Raw genomic sequence first — 16,647 nt, forward strand, 5'->3', positions numbered from 1 at the left:
CTCTAGAATCGGGTATTTCCCGCAACCCCCAACCCCCAATACCCGTTACCATAGAATACTGAGACTATTCACCAAATCCTCGCATGTCCACAGAAATTCAAGCAGAATTGCAAACAGCGGTTGAAAAGCGACGGAATTTCGCGATTATTTCGCACCCGGACGCGGGTAAGACGACGCTAACCGAAAAGCTGTTGCTGTACGGAGGCGCAATTCACGAGGCAGGTGCGGTCAAGGCGCGACGGGCACAGCGTCACGCCACTTCGGACTGGATGGCAATGGAGCAACAGCGGGGCATCTCCATTACCTCGACGGTCTTGCAGTTTGAGTACGACGATTACTGGATTAACCTGCTCGACACGCCGGGGCACCAAGATTTTAGTGAAGACACCTACCGCACGCTGGCAGCCGCAGACAATGCGGTGATGCTGGAAGACGCGGCAAAAGGTCTAGAACCGCAGACGCGCAAACTGTTTGAGGTTTGCCGGATGCGCGGCATTCCGATTTTCACCTTCTTTAACAAGCTCGACCGACCGGGACGCGACCCACTGGAGCTTTTGGACGAAATTGAGCAGGAATTGGGTTTACAGACCTACCCGGTGAACTGGCCGATTGGCATGGGCGATCGCTTCAAAGGCGTATTCGATCGCCGCAAACGGCAAATTCACCTGTTTGAGCGCAGCGCTCATGGTAGTCGCGAAGCCCTCGATACGGTTGTGGAACTCGGCGACCCGCGCATCGAAGACCTGCTCGACCAGGATTTGTACTACCAGCTCAAGGAAGACCTAGAACTGCTGGAAGGCGTTGGCACTGAGCTTGACCTGGATCTGGTGCATCAGGGAAAAATGACCCCAGTTTTCTTTGGCAGCGCCATGACCAACTTTGGCGTAGAGCCGTTTTTGGATGCGTTTCTGGACTATGCGCTTAAGCCTGGGGCGCGGCGCAGCACCCAGGGAGACATCGACCCAACCCATCCAGAGTTTTCTGGATTCGTGTTTAAGCTACAGGCGAACATGGACCCAAAGCATCGCGATCGCGTTGCCTTTATCCGCGTCTGCTCTGGCAAATTTGAGAAAGACATGGTGGTGAGCCATGCCCGTTCTGGTAAGACCGTGCGACTTTCGCACCCGCAAAAGCTGTTTGGGCAGGGGCGCGAGTCGATGACCGAAGCCTTCCCTGGTGATGTGATTGGTTTGAACAACCCTGGCGTATTTGCGATCGGTGACACGATCTACAACGGTCAAAAGCTGGAATATGAAGGCATTCCCTGCTTTTCGCCAGAGCTGTTTGCTTATTTGAGAAATCCTAACCCTTCCAAGTTCAAGCAGTTTCGCAAGGGTGTAACGGAGCTACGCGAAGAAGGCGCAGTGCAAATCATGTACTCGGCGGACGAAGCCAAACGTGACCCAATATTAGCAGCGGTAGGGCAACTGCAATTTGAAGTCGTCCAATTTCGCCTACAGAATGAGTATGGTGTAGAAACCACGATAGAACTGTTGCCATACAGCGTTGCCCGTTGGGTAGATGGCGGTTGGGAAGCACTGCAAAAAGTCGGTCGCCTCTTCAACACGGTGACGGTAAAAGACAGTTGGGGTCGTCCGGTGCTGCTGTTCCGCAATGAGTGGAACTGTCAGCAGGTTGAGGGCGAACATCCAGAGTTAAAGTTGAATGCGATCGCCCCCGTCGTAGCTGGGCAAGAACCAGAATCCTTGTAGATGTGGCAATCTAAACAAAATTATGAGAGGCGCACCCTTCAGGGTGCGCCTCTCATAATTTATTATTACAACTAGACTCTTGAAGAATGGTTAGTGTGTTTAACCAAATGGATATAGCAGACAATGCTCGACACATCGCTGCAATTGTAGTTAAGACCTTTGAAAGAAAAGGCTGAAGCAGCTTGATGTAAGGGCGATCGCCGGCTCTAAATCTTTTCTAACTTATATCGTTTCTATAGGAAACTGCACAGATTGAAGCGTATCTTGCGTAAGTGGGACATGCTTCAATCTGTGTGACCTTAAAAAGAATTGGTGTTAGTCTCAGACTTTTTCTGACTTTTTCTTGCTGGCGATCTTGGAATCACTATTTATTCTAGTGATAGGTAAAGACAACTGAGTTCTTTGTATCAATCGATTATCACTTACTAGCGATGATAGTTGAACCACTCATTAACAGAGTGCAGATATTCCTATCATTTAGGAGAAATTGTTCGTCAGCTTGAATACGTTCAGAATCATATCTTTGAGGAATTTCCAACATGATTAATCACATCTCACTTGCAGTTAACAATCCCTCTCACGTTGCTGAAGTCGTTGCAGAATTATGGCAGGGGCAAGCGGTTCCATTCCCCAATCACCCTGGCTATTACATTACCTTTGCGATGGATTCCTTTGGTAGTTTGATTGAGTTTTTACCCAAAAAGACTGTTCTCCAGCCGAATTCAGTTGGTAAAGGTGTACAGTTCGCTGATCTGTCCTCCGAGGTGCCAGTTCACACTGCAACCCATGCAAACCTTATGGTGCCAATCAGTGAGGCGCAAATTTATGCGATCGCCGAGCGAGAAGGCTGGCGCGCTGTTCGCTGCAAACGATCTGACGATTTTGAACTCATTGAATTTTGGTTGGAAAACGAAGTTTTGTTGGAGCTACTGCCGCCAACCATGAGTGAGCAATACCTGACTGCAACCCGTCCAGAAAACTTGCAGGCTATCCTCGCTGCTAAATAGGAAATCTCAAAAATTCGTTGAGAATGGGCATCACATTTATGGACTTTGCTCACGGATTGTTATTGCTTTGTACCCTGCTCGGCTTCTACAACCTTGGTATAACTTGGTTTGGGCAAATTGTAGTTTATCCTCTCTTTGCTAAAGTCGGTGCAGAAGAATATATCACCTACCATACGTTTTACTCACGTCAAATACCGCTTCCGGTGATTCTTCCAGGATTCGCTAACTTTCTGTTGCCGATCGCCCTAGTTTTCTATCGTCCTGAGTCTACATCACTAGAAATTGCTTTAGCTAATGTCGCTTGCGGGCTGCTATCCCTCGTTGTAACAGTGGCATTAGAAATACCGCGTCACGATCGCCTGGAAAAAGGTGGCAAACAGGAGGAAGTGATCCAAGAATTAATCCGCTATAACTGGCCCCGCACCTTTAGCATCATGGGTTCTGCCTTTCTCACACTCATGATGCTGATGCAGGCATTCTCACCCACTGTTTAGTTGATTGTTTAATTTAACGGAGTAACTTTCATGATTCACCATATTTCGATTGATGCTCACAATCCATTACGGGTTGCTAGTGTTCTTGCAGAAATCTGGAATGGCAAAGCCTATCAATTCTTTTATCCCAACAGTTATCACGTGATGCCCTGCGATCACTACGGTACAGGAATTGTGGTGTTCCCCAAAGGAACGGTATGGGTTCCTGGTGCTGATACTCAGTCGGCTCACCTGCTCCCCGCTGTGTCTACCGATTTGGTCGCTATCCATGCTGCGATCTCAGTTCCTACAACCCAGCAGCAGATTGAGCAGATTGGGCAACGGGAAGGATGGCGCGTTTTGACTCGTGAGCAAGGAGATGGGCCTTTCCGGCTAGTCGAGTTTTGGGTAGAGAATCGCATCCTGTTTGAGTTTTTGCCGCCAGGGTTTGAACCTCAATATCTGCAAACGATGCAGCCCAAAATGATTGAGCAGATTTTAGGTCAGCCAATTCAACCAATAGCGGTTCAGGGATAAGGTGGGCGATCGCCCAGTCTCAGAACTTCTACGTTGAACTTTATGGTCAGTCTGAAGCTGCTAAGGTTGGATAGCAGTTCCCCTCGGTAGGGGCATGGCATTGCCATGCCCCTACCGAGGGGATTGAGATTTGTGAATCATATCCGCATTCAGCAATGCCTTTAGCAATGCACAAGATATGATGTAACCGGACTTTAGTAGCAAGCTATTTAGATGGCTCTATTTCAGGTTGCCCCATCAATGTCTGAACAGCGGTTGTTATTTCAGGCATGGCTAGTGCTAGAGAAGCAAATGAGCAGAGGGTTGCAATCTGGCAATACTCACAGAAGGCTTTGTTTTCACTCCATTCTTCACGCGCTAACTCAGCCGATGCGATCGCATCAACCAGGATTTTGGCACCCATGGCGATCGGCACCAGTGGGTTTTCTTTGGCACGGTTTTCGCCACCAGTTGTAGCTAACCAAGCTGTGATGCCGTAGTTAATCATCATGAGTGGACCGTCGGGAGTGTTTAGCCGACTGTAGGCGTAGTTGGAAGCATCAACGCGATCGGAATCCACAAATGGAATGGGCAGATCGGGGAGTTCTTTCAGTACGCCACTCTGATAGAGGGTGACGATTTGGGCCATTGTGCCTCCCATCATTGAGAGTCCAACGATCCAGCGACGGCGCTCCAGGTCGGGGCTGGTTCCTTCACGCAGTTCTTTACTAAGCTGTTGTGGTTCCATGATTTACTTTGCCTTGTTAATGGTTTGTTAATGATAAGTTTGCTTGGGTTTGGAGAAATGGGGGATGCGTTAGCGATCGCGTGACGCATCCCACGTAGCCAAATGGTGAATTAATCGATCAGGTGAAATCCGCTGGAGGCAATGACGCCTGCGATCGCCGCTGTTGCGACAGAGGTAATGGCAGTACCAAACACCCACCAGGCGGCGGCAGCCGTTGTTTTTTGGACTTCTTCTGCCTGTTCTTTTGCCTGATGTTTGAGAGCACTGATTCGCTCTTGAACTTTTGTTTGCACTTGTTCAGCCCGGCTCAGTGCGCTATCTCGTGCCGCCTCAATCTGGTCAACAATTTTGTTAGCCTTTTCCTCAGAGATATCTCGTCGGGAACTGAGCAGAGCAACCAGTGTGTCGCGATCAAACTGGCTGAGGCGATCGCGCAGTGCTTCTAGTCCTGCTTCGGGGTCGTCAAACAATTTGCGAATATCGCGCTGGATTCCCTCATAGTTGAGCTCTGGCTGCTCTAGTGAGTTGAGATAATTTCGAGTACTGTCAGAAACATCACGAGATACATCCTGAACGCGATCGCGAGCACGATTGACGAGTTCACGTGGAGAACGGGCGAGCCCTCGCACTCCATTCAGGACTTGATCAATCCTTCTATCAATTTGCTCTTCACTCACTCCTTGCTGCTGGCTGAGCAGTCTCACCAATGTCTCTCGGTCAAAGTGAGAAAGCCAGGTTCTTAAGGCTGAGATTCCTGCCTGCGGATCGTCCAAAAGCTGCTGTAGCTGCTGCTGTAGCTGTTCTGGGTCGAGTTCTCCTAGACCTGTATTTTGCGAAACGCCGCGCAAGTAATCCGCAAGTTGATGAGTAATGTGATCAACCTGTTTTCTTGCTTGCTCAGTTAGCGCTTGTGGAGCGTGGAGAATGCCATCTCGAATGGTTTCAACCTGATCGACCAGTTGGTTGACCTGTTGTGGATTCAGGTCTTGTCGCTGAGAAAGGATCTGCTCTAACGAACTGCGATCAAGCTGTCTCAGTCCGGTTCGCAGGGCTAGCAAACCACCACCAGGAGATTCCAGTAACATCTGGAATGTTTGCTGAATGGACTCAGGAGATAACTCTGCTGAATTAGTTTCTCGCAGATAAGACTCAACCTGTTGGCGAAACTCACTGGCTTGCACTTGCAGCTGATTCCAGGTTTCTTGAGATTGATTTAAGAAGCGATCGCGCGCCCCTTCCAGGTTATTTAGAATCTGTTCAGTTTCGTCTGGATCCAGATCTTGCCGATTTGCTAACAACAGTTGTGTTAGTGTATCTCGGTCAAACTGAAGCAGCCGATTGCCAAGCATTTCATAAGTTGCATCTGGATCTGCCAACAGTGCTGTAAAGTCCTGCTGAATCTGATCTGAGTTCAGCGCTTCTTTAGGTGCAGAACTAAGATAGGTTTCAACCTGATGGCGCAATGCTTGCGATCGCTCCTGTTCTTCTACTACCTGAACCTGATCCAAAACTTCTCGGCGAATTAGTTCTAGCCCATCAGCAATGCTATTGATTTGCTCAGGAATTAGCTCTTCTCGACGATTCAACACTTCCACAAAGTAAGGGCGGTTGAGTTGAGCAAGCTGTTGATGCACCAGTTCTGCATCTGCCTCTGGATCAAACAACACTTCTCGGAAACCGCGATCGAGGCTGTCCGGCTGGAGATACCAGGTTGGAGAATGAAGCAAGTAGTGTTCCACATCTGACCGGATCACCAAGGAAGGGGTCGATTGAGTCACTCGAGCAGCTACCTGCTGAGCTTGATTGCCCACCTGCTGACTGAGAGAACTCAGCGACTTCTTCAAGGCTTCAGAACTCAGACCCGAAACACCACCTCGTCCCGTCAGCATTGTTACCAACGCACTCATTCCCAGTTCTAAAGTGCGTTCCCGTAAGCCTACACCTTGCTGAGCACCTTGTTGAGTTTCAGGTTGCTCATTTCCATGAGACTGTTGCTCAGAGGTTGATTCATCACTCTGGTGTCCATTGCCGTTTTCGGCAGGTTTGAGTCCTAGAATCTGTGTCAGGCGATCGCGCAACTTACCTGATGCCAAGTCTTCTGAGCTTGCCGATTGGATTAAATCAACCAATTCTGAACTCGCACCAGATAACAAACCTGAGCCACCTAATAAACTCAATGCCTGATTGGGTGGGTTCTTCAGATTGGTCTGAGGTAGCTGTAATGTCGAGATATAGTTCTCCAAGTTTTCGCGTAGCTGATTGGAAGACAGGGTCGATCGCAACTCCTTGCTAACGGCATCGACCGAGGCTTGTACTGTATTCGTGATCTGACTACTCGCCGCCTGACCACTCAAGGCAGTCGCCACAGTTGCCATTACACCCTGTACACCCGCACTGGCAGTGTTTCCCACAGTTCCTAAGAGGGAGGCGATCGCCTGCGAACTCAACCACAGCAGCAGTAAAAAGTAGACCGACCAGATCACCACTGCAACGATCGCCCCTAACCCTGCTTGATGAATGAGCGTCAGCTTCACCGCTAAAAAGCAGGCAGCAAACAGAGCTGTATTGACAATAAAAACTGTGGCGCTGCCAACCTTTGCCTCAACTTTGCGAATCTTCTTTCCCCAACTTTTCTGATCGTCGTCTGTATCCGCTGGATTGATGCCAGCAGAGATCCCAGCCGCAATAGAGAGGTTGCTGAGCAAAAATTGAAAGGCAAACGCCATGACCACGCCTGCAATCAGGGCAATGAAAAACTGTGGTCCTGAAAGAAATGTGAGCGCCGAGTACTCATCTGGAGTAACCACCTGTGCTAAAGACAGGTTAACGATTAAATGAGTGATTTCAGATTGTTGAAACATAAGTTGAAACACAAGTCATCTGTCACATCAAGAACTATCGGTCGTTAACTCATAACCAATAGCCATTGACCCGCAACCAATGACCAATGACCTCTTTCATAGCTTGTTATGCTTCTCATCCTAGTCAGGCGTTTTATAGTTGCGGTCTGTCTGTAGTTTCAGGCAGTTATCCCGCCAAAGAGTGAGACTGCACTACGCTCGAAAGTAGTGACGAGCACAATATGGCAGAGGCAGTAAAATAACCATTTTTGTAGAGGTGTTTTGTGGACCAGGGGCGATCGCAATAGCTCAAAAATCTATAGCAGCATGGCTGCTGTATCTGTAGGGCTGGTTTTGACTTCTGGGATTGGCTTTCGGAGAATGCGATCGCTGCTTCAGGTTGCACCTCCTGATCCCATTCCATCATCAATTGCTCAGCCTTAGCTTTGTATGTTGTTATAGGCTGAAGTCAGGAGAGTTATCGTTACCGCTATGCCAGAGAAAACCGCCAGCGTTTACCAATCCCCTGTTGCCAATTTGCTTAGCTATGGGGAACTCAAACCAGCCAATCAGCCCTGGGCAGATTATGTGACAGACCTCGGATTAACTGAAACCCACATTGCCGAACTGATTCGGATGATGACAGATGATGAACTTTGGGAGAGCGACTTTGAGGGTTTCGAGTCTTGGGGTGTTGCTCATGCTTGGCGGGCATTGGCGCAGCTTAAGGCAGTAGAGGCGATTGCCCCTTTTCTATCCTTATTGGAGAAATATGAGGATGACGATTGGTTACACATTGATGCACCCAAAGTATTTGAACTCATAGGTGAAGCAGCATTACCCAAGTTGGCAGAATCTTTAGCCGATGATGCATATCAGGAGTGGACTCGGTTTGCTATCGCTGAAGGAATCGGGCATATTGCGGAACATTACCCCGAATGCCGGGAGAACTGTATTGATGTGTTGGTTAAACAACTCGAACAGTATGCTGATAACGGTCCCCACTTGAATGGAATGTTAGTGTCGGCATTGGTTGAGTTAAAGGCAGTAGAAGCGGCTCCTTTAATGGAGCAGGTCTATGCAAACAAGAAAGTTGACGACATGGTAGCAGGCACCTGGGCGACTGTGCAGGTCGATCTGGGACTGAAGTTAGAAGCAGACTTCTCAGAGGAGGAGTTTCGTCCTCAATTTGTCAAAAACATGCACGCGGCTGCCTTAATTCGGAATCCTGAATACGACTCTTATGAGGACGCAGTTCCATCGAGAGCCTCTGTAAATTGGGGAGTTCCATCGGAAGCACCTGCTAAATTCGGTGAGGGATTTTTAGAAGTGCCAAAACTAAGCGCTAAACCAGTTCAGGGATTTGGGCAGGCAAAATCTAACAAAAAAGGTAAAAAGAAAAAGTAGCTTATTCGGTTATGAATACGGCTGATTTTTTATTTCAACAGATTGCTATAGCCCCAATTGGAGGAGGTCTAGCGACAGAAATATCTGATTGAATGAGGCAGGTTTTGCAACTTCAACAGAGGGAATGTGATGAAAGCCAACAATCGCAGGTTTTGTATGGGTGCGATCGGTCTAGTTGGGTTTGCCGGAATAAGTGTAGCGCTGGTGACCCCAGCGATCGCCCACTCTCCCCAACCCGATCACTATTCTGAGATTACACTTCAGTCTGAAATACAAGTAGCTCAGTCTAGCAATGACATTGTTGATGTAGCTACAGCTAGCGGTTCGTTTAGCACCTTAATAGGATTGCTGACAGAACTGGGCATGGCAGAAGATTTAAGAGGCTACGGACGATTCACTGTGTTTGCGCCCACCGATGCTGCCTTTGAGGCAATTCCTGATGACGTTTTGCAAGCATTGGCAGGCGATCGCGAACTGTTGGCACAGGTTTTGGCTTATCACGTTGTAGCAGAAAGAGAGCCTTATTCTGTAGATGACTTCTCTGGCTCACAGTCACTTAGAACATTGGAACGCAGCGAAATCACCGTGAGCAGAAGAGGACGCAGCCTTTCAGTGAACGGCGTTGATGTCATTGAGGCAGATATTGAAGCCTCTAACGGAGTCATCCACGTCATCGATCAGGTATTAATTCCTGAAAGTGTGTTGTCACAAATTCGATAAGCCGACCACTCATTTTGAGGATCGTGATTGAAATGCCAGATATCAGTGAAGTTTCTTACGCCAATATCGAAAAGGCTTCCAGTTGTTTGCAGGGCACAGCCAATAAAACTCCCGTGCTAACTTCTAGAACAGTTAACCAACTTACCGGAAATCAAGTTTTCTTTAAGTGCGAAAACTTCCAGCGGACGGGTTCTTTTAAGTTTCGGGGAGCCTACACGGCTCTGTCGCAGCTTCCCGCAGAGCAACAGCAGCGAGGGGTTCTAGCCTACTCATCTGGCAACCATGCTCAAGCGATCGCCCTCTCTGGCAAACTTCTGGGAATTCCCACAACTATCGTGATGCCTCAGGATGCTCCTGCCGTGAAGCAAGCTGCTACTCGTGGCTATGGTGCAGAAGTAATTCTCTACGACCGAAATGAAACAACACGAGAGGTGCTGTCTCAGCAAATAGCAGGCGATCGCCAACTCACCATTATTCCTCCCTTTGACCATCCCCATGTTGTTGCTGGGCAGGGCACTGCCACCAAAGAATTGCTTGAAACCGTTGGCGATCTGGATCTGCTACTGGTCTGCTGTGGGGGAGGTGGCTTGCTGTCGGGATCGGCGATCGCTGCTCATACCCTCTCCCCTAACTGTCGAGTGATTGGGGTTGAACCAGCCTTGGGCGACGATGCCGTCCGTTCCTTTCACAGCAAAACCTTGCAAACTGTTCACAACCCCGCCACGATCGCGGACGGAGCAAGAACTCCTTCCCTCGGCAAAATTACCTTTCCGCTAGTGATGCGCTACGTTCACGATATCGTTTCTGTGCCTGACGAAGCGCTCCTACGAACTATGTTTTTCCTTTGGGAACGGCTCAAAATCGTCATCGAACCCACCGGAGCCTTAGCCGCCACTGCTCTGTTAGAAGGCATTGTCAAAGCAAAAGATTCTCGCATTGGCGTAATTATCAGCGGTGGCAATGTCGATCTTCAGCAGATTAGCGAATTGCAGCGGCTTTCAAAAGGATGAGTGCCCCTGACTCCCTACACCGTCGTCGACGCTGTCTCTAGCCAATCAAAAATTTTGTCGAGCTGTTCTAGCGTCACTAGCCCATATTGCCACAGCACCATTGGCAACAGGTTAGGGATTTCCTCGTCGTGGCGCAGCGCGATCGCAATTCCATTCGCAGGAATTGCCAACTCTTCCTGGAGGAACTGAATCAATCGGTTTCGCAACGTCGGTTTCATCGCTTTAGCTCGACTCCCTGAGTCGGAGTGCAGGATGTTATCAGATTAAATGGGGTAAGGGCAATCGCACCTCCCTCCTCCGTCTCATCTGATCGGGTGATTGAGCAGAATTTCTAAACCTTTTTGCCCCTCAACCATTCCCAGAGCTTAGTCCGCAGGTGTGAAAACAATGTGACAGCTCTGAGGCAAATCTGCTGTTTCTCCTACTGCAATATGGCTTTGCGGCGACAGTGTGTGTCTTTCAAGTGTCATCGCTTAAGGGACACTTGAACAAAGTGTCACGCGATCGCCATTCTCCCCGTAGCAGGGTTCTATATTAGTAACTGTGAGGAGTGAACTGAATGACGAAGCCCCTGGAGTCGAAACATGGCAAGACGTCCGGGGGCTTTTTCAATGGAGAGCGATCGCGTGAATGTCCGAAACTTGCTGTTGCTTCTGCTTCTGGTCGTTCCTGGAGTTGCCAGCTTTGGTCTGGGGGCTTGGTGGGGCGTTAACGATTTTATAGCTTTGACGGAAGCAAACCAGCAGTTCGACCGGCTGGTTCGTCAATCAGCTACTTAGGAAGAATTGTTTGTCGCAGCGCATCGAGCAAACACTCATCGAATCAATGTCGGGTTTGACGGCACCTGGATGCTGTTAGGCGGCATTTGGGCTGGAATTGGTATCGCTGCGATGGGGCGATCGCGTTAAACGATATGAATTAGGCGCAAATGTAAGCCTACAATCTGAATAGGGACCTGAAAAGCTGTCAGATCCTCTAGAGGTGTAGGTCATGGTTACTCAAGTCACGTCTCAAGATTGGCGACCGATCATTAAAGCCTTTGAGCAGGCGATCGGTAAAAGCGGTGTCATTCAGAAGCGCGAAGAACTGCTGGTCTACGAATGTGACGGGCTAACCAGCTATCGCCAGCGCCCTGCCGTGGTCGTCCTGCCTCGCACTACCGAGCAAGTCGCCGCTGCCGTAAAAATCTGCAATCAGTACAACGTTCCCTTCATTGCGCGAGGTGCTGGCACAGGGCTATCGGGCGGCGCTCTGCCCATCGAAAACTGCGTCCTCATCGTCACCGCCCTGATGCGCCAAATTCTCGACATCGACCTGGAAAACCAGCGCGTCGTCGTTCAACCCGGTGTGATCAACAACTGGGTCACCCAGGCAGTTAGCGGCTCCGGCTTTTACTATGCGCCTGACCCTTCTAGCCAGATCGTTTGCTCAATCGGCGGCAACGTTGCCGAAAATTCTGGTGGCGTTCACTGCCTCAAATATGGCGTTACGACCAACCATGTACTGGGACTCAAAGTTGTCCTGCCTGACGGCTCCATCATCGATACGGGCAGCAAAATTCCTGAAATGCCGGGGTATGACCTGACAGGACTATTCGTTGGCTCCGAAGGCACACTAGGCATCGCCACCGAAATTACCCTGAGAATTCTCAAAGCACCCGAAGCCATTCACGTCTTGCTAGCAGACTTCACCAGTGTTGAAGCTGCCGGACAAGCCGTTTCGGACATCATCAGCGCTGGAATCATTCCCGCTGGCATGGAGATGATGGACAACTTCAGCATTAATGCGGTAGAAGATGTCGTCGCCACAAACTGCTATCCCCGCGATGCCGAAGCAATTCTGCTAATCGAAATCGATGGGTTAGAGGTAGAAGTTGCCGCAAACAGTGAACGCGTCGAAGCCATCTGCCGCCACAACGGAGCCCGCAGCATTCGTACTGCCACTGACCCAGCAGAACGCTTAACGATCTGGAAAGGGCGCAAAGCCGCTTTCGCTGCGATGGGTAAAATCAGCCCTGATTATTACGTTCAGGATGGTGTCATTCCGCGTACCAAATTACAGTATGTGCTAAAGCAAATTGAAGAGTTGAGTGAGAAACATGGTTACAAAGTGGCAAACGTGTTTCACGCAGGCGATGGTAATTTGCATCCACTGATTCTCTACAACAACTCGATTCCCGGTCAACTAGAAACGGTGGAAGAACTGGGTGGTGACATTCTCAAACTTTGTGTAGAAGTCGGCGGCAGCATTTCTGGAGAACACGGCATCGGAGCCGACAAGCGCTGCTATATGCCGAATATGTTTAGTAAAACAGATTTAGAAACGATGCAGTGGGTGCGCCAAGTGTTTAACCCGCAAGGTCTGGCAAACCCTGAGAAAATCTTCCCCACTCCTCGCACCTGTGGCGAAGCGGCAAGGGCACAGGCGCAAGGGCAGTTTCCAGATGTAGAAAGATTCTAGTTAAGGGGTCTCTCCTACACTGCTGTCACACAATCTATGTTGGCTGAGAATTTTCACATAGGGCTAGTTGCGATCGCCTCTTTATGCTCAACCTGATGAATAAAATCAAGCACAATCGATGTAAATTTTTCAGGATACCAGAGTCCCCATTCATGAAAACCTTCTTCTACAACAGTGAGGCTGGCATCTGGAATCGTTGCAGCCATCTCTCGGGCTACATCAAGTGGTGTAGTTAAGTCTTTCTCCGACCACAACAACAGACAAGGCGCTTGAACTTTCGGCAACAGATGTTTGAGATCTCCGTGTAATGAAAGGAGTAATGCTTGAATTACGTTGCCTGTATTGAACAAAAGATTGTGTGAAAAGACTTGAGGAATGTCAAACAGTTTCAATTCCAGCTTTGGCAGAAGGAACTGAGCGGTCATTTCAAAAGCTCTACGCGGTATGATTTCTAGGATAGATACAGAGGGAACACCTGTGCTATCCACAAGAACCAAACTTTTTACTCGATTGGGAATAAGAGTAGATAAAGTAATTGAAATTCCTCCTCCAAGTGAGTGTCCTACTAAATGCACTTGTTGAAGATTTAGGGCGTCAAGAAACGAAAGCAGCAATTGAGCGTAGCTGTCATAATCTGGAATAAGCTTTGAATAGGATGAGCGGGCAAAACTAGGCAGGTCAGGAGCTATCACGGCGTGTTGCTGCGCCAGCAGTTGTAGAATTTCGTGATAAGGCTCAGCGGAGATTCCCCAACCGTGCAAAAACACGATGGGTGTTGAATTCGACTTTAACCCACCTTGTGTATAGGAAATTCTGCAATCATTCAAATCAACGTGATGATTGCTCAGTAGAGATTGTGACGTTGAAGCCTGGTTGAACATGTGCTGCTCGTTACTCACCGACTTCAAAATCGTAACAACTGTTAATACTTATGGAGACTCTCTAAAGAAATATAAGCGTTACTGCTGATAGCAATATTCTTGCAGGAAGGCGATCGCACTAATCTAAGAATCCACCCGTCACATCAACCAGTGAGCCGTGAAATGCAGTTGCGTCATCAGATGCTAAAAACATTACTGCCCGGGACATTTCTTCTACCGTATTAGTGCGTCCAATTGGAATTGCTCTTGATCCTTCTTCAAACGAGATACCACGCTGTTCTCTTGCAAAGCGCAACATTGGTGTATCTACGCCTCCAGGAGAAATGGAGGTGATCCGAATGTTGTCTCTGGCATATTCTAAGGCTGCTACTTTTGTGAGTCCCAGCAAAGCATGTTTGCTCACGCTGTAAGGACCAATTTCTGTGAACCCTTTGTGACCTGAAACTGAAGCGGTGTTAATAATACATCCGCCGCCCTGCTCCAGCATGTAAGGAATTTCGTATTTGAGTGAGTAGAATACCCCAACCGCATTTGTATTCAGCGTATCTAAGAAATCTGCGGTTGACTGTTCATGCAACCTAACGAGTTCTGGATTCACAATGCCTGCGTTATTAAATGCAATATCCAAACGGTCGTAGGTTTGGACACAGCTATCAACAAAGGCTTTAACTTCTTCCTCACGTCTCACGTCAGCCCGCATGTAGGTTGCCTCACCGCCAAACTCCCTGATGCGGGTTTCAACCTGGGTTCCTAGATTCTCACGCCGACCACAAAAGAAGACTTTGGCACCTTCTTTAGCAAAGGCATAGGCAGTTCCTTCACCGATTCCTGATGTAGCTCCCGTAATTAACACAACCTTGCCTGCAAACCTACCGTTAGGGTTGGTAGCTGATGCAGGTTCAGGTGGGGTTTGTGTGTTTGCCTGAGCTTTTCCGCTCACCACTGCTGTTGTCAGCCCAGCAATGGCAGCACCACCGATTACTATCTGTCGGCGAGTCAGTCCTTCTGTGGATTTTGGGTGGCGATCGCCTGCATTAATATCAGAATTCACAAACTGGTTTGCCATTTTTACAAGATATCCAAGCTTTTCTAAACTTTCCCTTTCGCAGGATACTCAATCTAATCAGACCTGTCTTGTAGATTTTTGCGATCTTGTAAACGATATTGCCCTGGTGTGGTTTGAACGAAACGCTTAAAGTGGTGGGTCAGGTGGCTCTGATCGACAAACCCTGTATCGGTCGCAACTTGCTGAAGTGAAATTCCTTGGGAAATCAGAATCTTGGCACGGTTGATCCGAATTTGAGACTGATATTGTTTTAGAGAGATACCAACCTCAGCCTTAAACACGCGACTGAGGTAATACGAACTTAAACCTGCAATTTCTGCTAAACGATTGAGGGTGACATTTTCCCCATACTGGTTTTGTAGATATTCGCGCACTCGCTGGGTAGCTTTCCGTTCGCTGCCGGTCGGTCTTAACTCCACTGCAGCATTAGTATGATTGACAACTAATTGCGCTATCAACGATTGCAGCAACGAATCCTGTTCTAATCTTGAAGTCAGCCCTTGTGTCGCTTTATGAAACTCTAAATAGTGCTGTGCAAGCTCGACATTCAGAATAATGGGCTCTGCGAAAAAGGGGGTGTTTATTTCCTTTTCTACCACGTCTGAAGCGATCGACGTGGCAGCATTAGAGCTGATGTACAACATTCGAAATGTAGCAGCAGTCTGACGATCTTCGATGTCACGCCCTGTGTGCATTTCTCCTGGATGGATCACGCTAAGACTATTGGTAGGCACCCAATAGTGAGTGCCTCGATAGTAATACTCGCCAGGACAGTCAAGACTCAAGCAAAACTGGTATTCGTCGTGACAGTGTTCCGGCAACCACTCTGGAGGACACGGAGCATAGCGATAAAACTCTAGAAGAATATCTTCAAACAACCACCCTTTAATCGTATGTTGCATTGAATTATGCGATCGCTCCTACATATCCTGGAAGGACTCTGTCTTTGAATGCTGACAACTGAGCTTGCTGTGATTGTCCCATAGCCAATTCAGCAAGCTACTTACTATTAGGCAGGGGCTTCCTGTATAACACGCCTGTTTAGGTGGTTGGGTAAACAATCGAGATTCAAATTAGGGTAGGGTGCATTGCGGATAAGCAAACGCACTAGTTCATCATGTTTGAATATTCAACAATTATCCTGGTTATGACTACACATAATTAAAGGTGCGTCATGACGCACCCTACAAGATAGCGATCGCACTGTTCCGGTTTAGCGATTTGTTAGCTTATATGAACTACTATTGGTCATTTGGATTGATAACATAACAGCCAATTCGCGTTGGATGGTCCTCAACAAGCATCCCAGCTTCTACTTTTCTTAATAGCCATAATATTAAAATATCTCCACCCGCTACCAGCGTAAAAAATAAGCCAAAGGTCAGGAACAAACTATTACTTGTCAATATTCCCAAAAATGCAGGTAATAGACCTAAGAGTACTCCCGGCATAGCTACTCCTAGCTTATAAGCTCCTACGTCCATCGGCTCTTTACAATGAGCGTATAGCATGAGTGCTTTCCAGTTGACACCATATTTGATTACACTTGAAGGCTTATTTCCCAAAAACCTCCAAGTCAATCCGTGTATCAATTCATGTACGATAAGCCCTGCAAAATAACTCATAAGGCAAAGAATAGGATGCCTAGAGAGGTCACTAATTCCAATGAGAAAATGCTGCCATCCCCACCTATAAATATAGATTGCAAACAGCACTACTACAAACGGCAAAGCAGAAATTAGGACATAACGGTTACCCTGGCTCATTGAAACTGACATATCTTTTTTCATATTTTTCTTGTTGCTAA

At 48.1% G+C, this 16,647-nt stretch carries 17 protein-coding genes; 10 read left to right on the forward strand and 7 right to left on the reverse strand.

Annotated features, from left to right (window positions below; all coding sequences use genetic code 11):
- Positions 1-83: 83 nt before the first annotated feature.
- The 4 genes from prfC to H6F88_RS16515 all read left to right on the forward strand — a co-directional run bounded on the left by prfC (position 84) and on the right by H6F88_RS16515 (position 3,729).
- Positions 84-1,712: a peptide chain release factor 3 gene (gene prfC, locus H6F88_RS16500; RefSeq protein WP_190643841.1), complete on the forward strand. Its 1,629-nt coding sequence runs from the start codon at positions 84-86 to the stop codon at positions 1,710-1,712.
- 539 nt (positions 1,713-2,251) lie between these two features.
- Positions 2,252-2,719, forward strand: a complete 468-nt coding sequence (locus H6F88_RS16505) for a hypothetical protein (RefSeq protein ID WP_190643842.1) — start codon at positions 2,252-2,254, stop codon at positions 2,717-2,719.
- Between the two features lie 23 nt (positions 2,720-2,742).
- Positions 2,743-3,213 carry a hypothetical protein gene (locus H6F88_RS16510; protein ID WP_199333644.1) on the forward strand — a complete coding sequence of 157 codons (471 nt, stop codon included), beginning with the start codon at positions 2,743-2,745 and terminating at the stop codon, positions 3,211-3,213.
- Between the two features lie 30 nt (positions 3,214-3,243).
- Positions 3,244-3,729 (forward strand): hypothetical protein, encoded by a 486-nt coding sequence (locus tag H6F88_RS16515; protein ID WP_190643843.1) that lies wholly within the window; start codon positions 3,244-3,246, stop codon positions 3,727-3,729.
- Positions 3,730-3,934: 205 nt separating this feature from the next.
- On the opposite strand, the gene H6F88_RS16520 is transcribed toward H6F88_RS16515, so the two are convergent.
- Positions 3,935-4,456, reverse strand: coding sequence for a vitamin K epoxide reductase family protein (locus H6F88_RS16520; RefSeq protein WP_190643844.1), 522 nt, complete (start codon positions 4,454-4,456; stop codon positions 3,935-3,937).
- Between the two features lie 110 nt (positions 4,457-4,566).
- A complete protein-coding gene (locus H6F88_RS16525; RefSeq protein ID WP_190643845.1) occupies positions 4,567-7,317 on the reverse strand; it encodes an MFS transporter in 2,751 nt (916 codons plus the stop codon).
- Positions 7,318-7,788: 471 nt separating this feature from the next.
- Between H6F88_RS16525 and H6F88_RS16530 the strand changes: the two genes are divergently transcribed.
- The 3 genes from H6F88_RS16530 to H6F88_RS16540 all read left to right on the forward strand — a co-directional run bounded on the left by H6F88_RS16530 (position 7,789) and on the right by H6F88_RS16540 (position 10,433).
- Positions 7,789-8,703: a hypothetical protein gene (locus tag H6F88_RS16530; protein ID WP_190643846.1), complete on the forward strand. Its 915-nt coding sequence runs from the start codon at positions 7,789-7,791 to the stop codon at positions 8,701-8,703.
- Positions 8,704-8,832: 129 nt separating this feature from the next.
- A complete protein-coding gene (locus H6F88_RS16535; protein WP_190643847.1) occupies positions 8,833-9,423 on the forward strand; it encodes a fasciclin domain-containing protein in 591 nt (196 codons plus the stop codon).
- A 32-nt stretch (positions 9,424-9,455) separates the two neighbouring features.
- Positions 9,456-10,433 (forward strand): threo-3-hydroxy-L-aspartate ammonia-lyase, encoded by a 978-nt coding sequence (locus H6F88_RS16540; RefSeq protein WP_190643848.1) that lies wholly within the window; start codon positions 9,456-9,458, stop codon positions 10,431-10,433.
- Positions 10,434-10,447: 14 nt separating this feature from the next.
- On the opposite strand, the gene H6F88_RS16545 is transcribed toward H6F88_RS16540, so the two are convergent.
- The gene (locus H6F88_RS16545; RefSeq protein WP_190643849.1) at positions 10,448-10,651 is read right to left on the reverse strand and encodes a DUF2949 domain-containing protein; all 204 of its coding nucleotides are present in this window, start codon (positions 10,649-10,651) and stop codon (positions 10,448-10,450) included.
- Positions 10,652-11,017: 366 nt separating this feature from the next.
- Here H6F88_RS16545 and H6F88_RS16550 point away from each other — a divergent pair, with 366 nt between their 5' ends.
- From H6F88_RS16550 to glcD, 3 genes are all read left to right on the forward strand, one after another.
- Positions 11,018-11,212 carry a hypothetical protein gene (locus tag H6F88_RS16550; protein WP_190643850.1) on the forward strand — a complete coding sequence of 65 codons (195 nt, stop codon included), beginning with the start codon at positions 11,018-11,020 and terminating at the stop codon, positions 11,210-11,212.
- Positions 11,213-11,218: 6 nt separating this feature from the next.
- The gene (locus tag H6F88_RS34035) at positions 11,219-11,341 is read left to right on the forward strand and encodes a hypothetical protein (protein ID WP_277882187.1); all 123 of its coding nucleotides are present in this window, start codon (positions 11,219-11,221) and stop codon (positions 11,339-11,341) included.
- Positions 11,342-11,423: 82 nt separating this feature from the next.
- Entirely contained in the window at positions 11,424-12,893 is a 1,470-nt protein-coding gene (gene glcD / locus H6F88_RS16555; RefSeq protein WP_190643851.1) for a glycolate oxidase subunit GlcD, read from the forward strand.
- 53 nt (positions 12,894-12,946) lie between these two features.
- On the opposite strand, the gene H6F88_RS16560 is transcribed toward glcD, so the two are convergent.
- The 4 genes from H6F88_RS16560 to H6F88_RS16575 all read right to left on the reverse strand — a co-directional run bounded on the left by H6F88_RS16560 (position 12,947) and on the right by H6F88_RS16575 (position 16,630).
- Positions 12,947-13,792, reverse strand: a complete 846-nt coding sequence (locus H6F88_RS16560; protein ID WP_199333645.1) for an alpha/beta hydrolase — start codon at positions 13,790-13,792, stop codon at positions 12,947-12,949.
- A gap of 100 nt (positions 13,793-13,892) precedes the next feature.
- Complete coding sequence (locus tag H6F88_RS16565; protein ID WP_190643852.1) at positions 13,893-14,840, reverse strand: SDR family oxidoreductase; 948 nt, start codon at positions 14,838-14,840, stop codon at positions 13,893-13,895.
- Between the two features lie 53 nt (positions 14,841-14,893).
- On the reverse strand, positions 14,894-15,742 hold the full coding sequence (locus H6F88_RS16570) for an AraC family transcriptional regulator (protein ID WP_190643853.1): 849 nt from the start codon (positions 15,740-15,742) through the stop codon (positions 14,894-14,896).
- Between the two features lie 339 nt (positions 15,743-16,081).
- On the reverse strand, positions 16,082-16,630 hold the full coding sequence (locus H6F88_RS16575; RefSeq protein ID WP_190643854.1) for a DUF3267 domain-containing protein: 549 nt from the start codon (positions 16,628-16,630) through the stop codon (positions 16,082-16,084).
- Between the last annotated feature and the right edge of the window lie 17 nt (positions 16,631-16,647).

The sequence above is a fragment of the Oculatella sp. FACHB-28 genome (genome assembly GCF_014696015.1).
Lineage (GTDB): Bacteria > Cyanobacteriota > Cyanobacteriia > Elainellales > Elainellaceae > JAAUTN01.